The organism is Parvibaculum sp., assembly GCF_035511255.1.
Taxonomy (GTDB): domain Bacteria; phylum Pseudomonadota; class Alphaproteobacteria; order Parvibaculales; family Parvibaculaceae; genus Parvibaculum.
In genome coordinates, this window is record NZ_DATKFR010000444.1 from 1 (window position 1) to 2,829 (window position 2,829).

General features: G+C 64.7%; 3 protein-coding genes. All 3 read right to left on the bottom strand.

From position 1 onward, the window contains the following. A partial coding sequence (locus VMR03_RS16655) for an ABC transporter permease (protein ID WP_325407201.1) occupies positions 1–629 on the bottom strand: 629 nt, incomplete at its 3' end. Then, entirely contained in the window at positions 626–1,384 is a 759-nt protein-coding gene (locus VMR03_RS16660) for an ABC transporter ATP-binding protein (RefSeq protein WP_325407203.1), read from the bottom strand. The genes VMR03_RS16660 and VMR03_RS16655, both read right to left, overlap by 4 nt. A gap of 121 nt (positions 1,385–1,505) precedes the next feature. Further along, the gene (locus VMR03_RS16665; RefSeq protein ID WP_325407205.1) at positions 1,506–2,546 is read right to left on the bottom strand and encodes an ABC transporter substrate-binding protein; all 1,041 of its coding nucleotides are present in this window, start codon (positions 2,544–2,546) and stop codon (positions 1,506–1,508) included. Positions 2,547–2,829: the final 283 nt, after the last annotated feature.

The following is a 2,829-nucleotide window of genomic DNA, read 5'->3' on the forward strand; positions in this document are numbered from 1 at the left end:
AGGCCGGTCGAGGTACCGGAGCCGGCCGCGAATTCGGCGACGACGGTGCCGATGAGGGCGAGGCCGCCCGAGATCTTCATGCCGGCGAGCATGTAGGGCGTCGCGGAGGGAAGCTGCAGCTCGGTCAGAACCTGCCAGCGCGTCGCGCCATAGAGCCGGAAGAGATCGCGCAGATTGTGGTCGGCGGAACGGAGCCCCAGCGTTGTGTTCGACAGGATCGGAAAGAAGGCGACGATCCAGGCGAGGATCAGCAGCGCGAGCTGCGTCCGGTCGAAGCCCACCCAGATCAGGATCAGCGGCGCGATGGCGACCACGGGCGTCACCTGCAGGATGACGGCATAGGGAAAGAGCGCCATCTCGACCGCGCGACTCTGCGAGAAAAGGATCGCAAGGCCGACGCCGCCGACACAGGCAAAGAAGAACGCGGCGACGGTGATGCGGAGCGTGATCCAGAGCGAGCCCATCAGCGAGCCGAAATTCTCGATGAGGCTTTCGGCGATGCGCGTCGGCGCGGGCAGCAGGAACTCGCGGATCTCGAAAATGCGCACCGTGCCTTCCCAGAGCAGCAGAAAGGCGACACCGACCAGGATCGGAACGACGATGCGGAGGACGCGGGAGTCTTCGTTCACGCCTTCATCCCTTCTCCGAGTGCCGCCGAGACCTGCGCGCAGCGACGAATGAAGTCCGGCGACTCGCGAAAGGCGCGGCCGCGCGGGTAGGGCGCGTCGATGGCGATGTCTTGCAGGATGCGGCCGGGACGCGCGCCCATGACGAGAATGCGTTCTGAGAGATAGACGCTCTCATAGACGCTGTGGGTGACGAAGATCACGGTCCATTTCTGGCTCGACCAGAGAGCGAGGAGATCGTCGTCGAGTTTCTCGCGGGTGAATTCGTCGAGCGCCGCGAAAGGCTCGTCCATCAGCAGCACCGGCGGCTCGGTGACGAGGGCGCGTGCGATCGAGACGCGCATCTTCATGCCGCCCGAAAGTTCGCGCGGGAAGGCTTTGGCGAAGTCGGCGAGGCCGACGCGGGCGAGCGCGTCCATGATGCGGGGCTCGGCCTTTTTTAGCGAAAGGCCCGCGAGCTTCAGCGGCAGGTAGACATTGTCGAGGACGCGTGCCCAGGGCATCAGCGTCGCGTCCTGGAAGACGAAGCCGATGTCCTTCGGGCGCGTCTGCGTTTGCGGCCAGTCGATGGCGCCCGCGCTCGGGTCGATCAATCCGGCGATCATGCGCAGCAGCGTGGACTTGCCACAGCCGGACGGGCCGACCAGCGAGACGAAGGAACCTTGTTCGATCCTTGTGCTGACATTCGAGAGCGCGAGCGTGCCGCTGCCATAGGTCTTGGCGACCGATGAGATGTCGATGAGGGGAGAACTGCTCATTCCGCGGATCAAATCTCGTTTCCGTCACCCCGGGCTTCGTCCCGGGGTCCAGGGGCCGCCTGCTCGGCATTTGACGCCCCTGGGTCCCGGCACAAGGCCGGGATGACATCCGAATTAAAACTCACTTCCCCGTCAGCTCTTTCTTCAGGTCGAGGCCCACGCCCTTGTTCACGAAGTCGAGGGTGTAGGCCTTGCGGACGTCGAGGTCTTTCGCGAAGACGCCGGCGGACGACATGGTGTCGTAGAAGTCCTTCCAGCGGGCGTCGGTCATGGCGCCCAGCCCAAGCGTCTGCGTGTCGCCGGAATCGACGACGCCATGTTCCTTCATCGTCGCGATCGCATGCGCGATGAGGTCGTCGGTCATTTCGGCATTGTCTTTCTTGATGAGCGCGTTGGCGGGCGAGGGGTCGCCATAGAGATAGTCGACCCAGCCCCTGATCGAGGCGTCGACGAATTTCTGCACGATGTCGGGATGGTCGGCGATCAGCTTGTCGCTCGCCATGATGAAGGCGGCGTAGCCGGGATAGCCATTGTCCGAGAGCAGGAAGACCTGCGGCTTAAAGTGGCCTTCCTTCTCGATCGTGTAGGGCTCGGAGGAGAGATAGCCCTCCTGGATTGCCTTGTCGTCGGTGAGGAAGGGCGCGAGGTTGAATGTGTATTTGCGGATCTGGTCGTCGGTGAAGCCGTATTTCGCCTTGAGCCAGGGCCAGAAGGAGGAGACCGTCGCATCGCCGACCATGATGGGCTTGCCCTTCATGTCCGCGATCGACGTCACGTCGTCGCGCGGATGCGCGATGAGGACCTGCGGGTCCTTCTGGAAGATCGCGGCGACGGCCTTCGAGCCGGCATTGGCTGCGACGATGTTCAGGGGAATGAAGCTGTTCGAGCCGAGGCCGAACTGCACCGTGTCGGTGGCGAGAAGCTGGGGCACGTTCACGCCGGGACCGCCCTGCTGGATCGTGACGTCGAGGCCCGCATCCTTGTAGTAGCCCTTGGCGAGCGCCTGATAGAAGCCGCCATGCTCGGCCTGCGCCTTCCAGTCGGTGGCGAAGACGATGTGGGTGGGGCCCTCGAGCTTGGGGCCCGGCCTTATCGCGAGCACCGCGACAATGACGACCACGATCAGCGCGGCGAGGCCGCCGAGCAGCAGATTGCGAGACATGAGTGGGGGCCCCCTGAATACGGCTGTCAGTGGGGCCGGATGGTATCAGCGCGAAAGCGGCAGGGCTACCGTCAGCCGAGCGAGCGGGCCGCGAGCAGAAAGATCGCCGCGATGTGGACGATGCCGGCGCCGGCCAGCGTGCCGACGATCCAGTAAGGCCAGCTCCTCATGACTTCGGCCCCTCCGGCAGGAAGTCGCGCGCGGTCCAGGCGGCGCGCCCATAGGGGTTCTCGCTGCGCGGCGCGGCATTGCCGCTTTGCGCTTCGAACCAGAGGGCGAGGCC